Below are 1,712 nucleotides of genomic sequence, written 5' to 3'. Positions count from 1 at the left end.
CGCGCGGTATGCGGCGGATGAGTGCGTTTCTGCGGTGGCCTCGGTGCGTGGCGGTGATACCGCCGCCTGAGCTGCGGCGGCATCACTGGGCGGCAGGTCAGCTCACCGGCGTCGAGGCGGGGGGTTGCCAGGTGCCGTCGATCGTCGACCCCGACGTGGTCAGGCTGCCCGCGACCRGGTCGACGAGGACCGGGACCGTGATGAGCCCCAGCACCATCAGCGGATCCAGCAGGCCGAAGATCTGTCAGCGTTCGGTGACCGGCTTGCCGGGCGACAGCGTCCGCTCGGCCGGAACGGGCATGTGCCGCTTGCTGATCCGAGCGCGATCCCGCGCGGCAGCGACTGAAATCTAGCAAGGCTAGACAAGATAGCGAACGAATGTTACCGTTGCTCTAGTTTCTAGCGCTGCCAGAATTTGGGAAGGGAAGCCGAAAATGCTCATCATCACCGGCCAGATCGTTGCCGCCGCCGCCGTTGTCTCCAATGCCATCGTCTATGGCACCGATGTCTGCGGCGCCATGATCACCCGGTCGGTGAACCGCARGCTCGATGACGCGACCGTGACCATGAGTGCGGGATGGGGTCACTATTACGCCGATAAGCGCATGCCGGTTGTCGGTGCGGTCGGTGTGGTCACCGCCGTGCTCACGCTGCTGATCGCGCTGYGGGCCGGGCAGATCGGCGCCGCTGTCGCGGCGGGGATCACGGTGGCGGCACTGCTCACCTGGCTCGCCTTCTACGYCCGCATCGCCAAGCCGATCAATACCCAGCAGACCGCCGCTGCGCAGAGCGGCATCATCCCGGCCAATGCCCGTGCGCTGCAGGACAAGTGGGACAGCATTCTGAAATACCGGGTCACCCTGCAGTTCATTGCCATCGCCGGACTGTGCGCCGCGCTGATCCTGTTCTGATCTCAGAGCACGTGGTAGGCGGTGTCACGCGTGAGTAGGTGCTCGGTGCACCAAWACAAACACAAGCGCAGCTCGGATGTGGTGTGCGGTCGCGAGACCACGCAGAAGCGAGCCAGGTAGGCGAGGCCGGCCAGCCGCAGTACGAGTTCACCAGCGAAGCTGACATCGAGATCGGAGGAGGTAGCCATCCTCCACGATGTCGCGGCCCCGCGCAACCGCCGACCCAAGACGCGCGGGACGCGGCAGGCAACAGCTCGCGCTTCCCGCATCCAACAACTTCCGGCTGATCGCCGGCACACCTGATATCGAATTCACCGAGGAGTAACTGACATGACCTTCACCATCAATGAACAGCAGTTCCTCGCGGAGGCCGGGATCGGTCGGCTGGCCACGGTGTCGCCCGACGGCGTTGTGCAGAACAACCCGACCAGCTATCGGGTGAACGCCGACGGCACGATCGACATCGGGGGCATGCGGATGCGTGCCAGTCGAAAGTACCGCAATGTCGAGGCGGGCAGCCGGGTGTCGTTCGTCATCGACCAACAGGTTTCATTGGAGCCATACGTGATTCGCGGCATCGAGGTACGCGGCACGGCCGAGGCGCTCGATGACGAGGAGCCACCGCACCAACCCCAGGAACGCGCGATCATCCGAATCCACCCCGAACGGGTCATCTCCTGGGGCATCGACGGCGGATCCTTCGACTTCACCAGTCGCCGCGCCGAGTAGTCAGGCATCGTGGGCGATCCCACCAGAAAGGCCGTCACCGACCGTCCGGTAGTGAGCGGAATAGACCGCGTC

At 64.7% G+C, this 1,712-nt stretch carries 4 protein-coding genes; 3 read left to right on the top strand and 1 reads right to left on the bottom strand.

The features are described from left to right. Both AB4Z47_RS30605 and AB4Z47_RS30600 read left to right on the top strand, forming a co-directional pair. Window positions 1-353 (top strand): hypothetical protein (locus tag AB4Z47_RS30605; protein WP_441956185.1); only part of this gene is annotated, 353 nt, incomplete at its 5' end. A gap of 81 nt (window positions 354-434) precedes the next feature. Then, window positions 435-911, top strand: coding sequence for a DUF1772 domain-containing protein (locus tag AB4Z47_RS30600; RefSeq protein ID WP_441956183.1), 477 nt, complete (start codon window positions 435-437; stop codon window positions 909-911). 2 nt (window positions 912-913) lie between these two features. Here the strand turns inward: AB4Z47_RS30600 and AB4Z47_RS30595 are convergent, their stop codons facing one another. Beyond that, a complete protein-coding gene (locus AB4Z47_RS30595; RefSeq protein WP_441956181.1) occupies window positions 914-1,099 on the bottom strand; it encodes a hypothetical protein in 186 nt (61 codons plus the stop codon). A 142-nt stretch (window positions 1,100-1,241) separates the two neighbouring features. Between AB4Z47_RS30595 and AB4Z47_RS30590 the strand changes: the two genes are divergently transcribed. Beyond that, window positions 1,242-1,640: a PPOX class F420-dependent oxidoreductase gene (locus AB4Z47_RS30590; protein ID WP_441956179.1), complete on the top strand. Its 399-nt coding sequence runs from the start codon at window positions 1,242-1,244 to the stop codon at window positions 1,638-1,640. The last annotated feature ends 72 nt before the right edge of the window (window positions 1,641-1,712 follow it).

The organism is Nocardia sp. 2TAF39 (assembly GCF_052114905.1).
Taxonomy (GTDB): Bacteria; Actinomycetota; Actinomycetes; order Mycobacteriales; family Mycobacteriaceae; genus Nocardia.
Note: the sequence above shows the minus strand (reverse complement) of the source record. Positions and strands in the feature narration are given on the sequence as shown.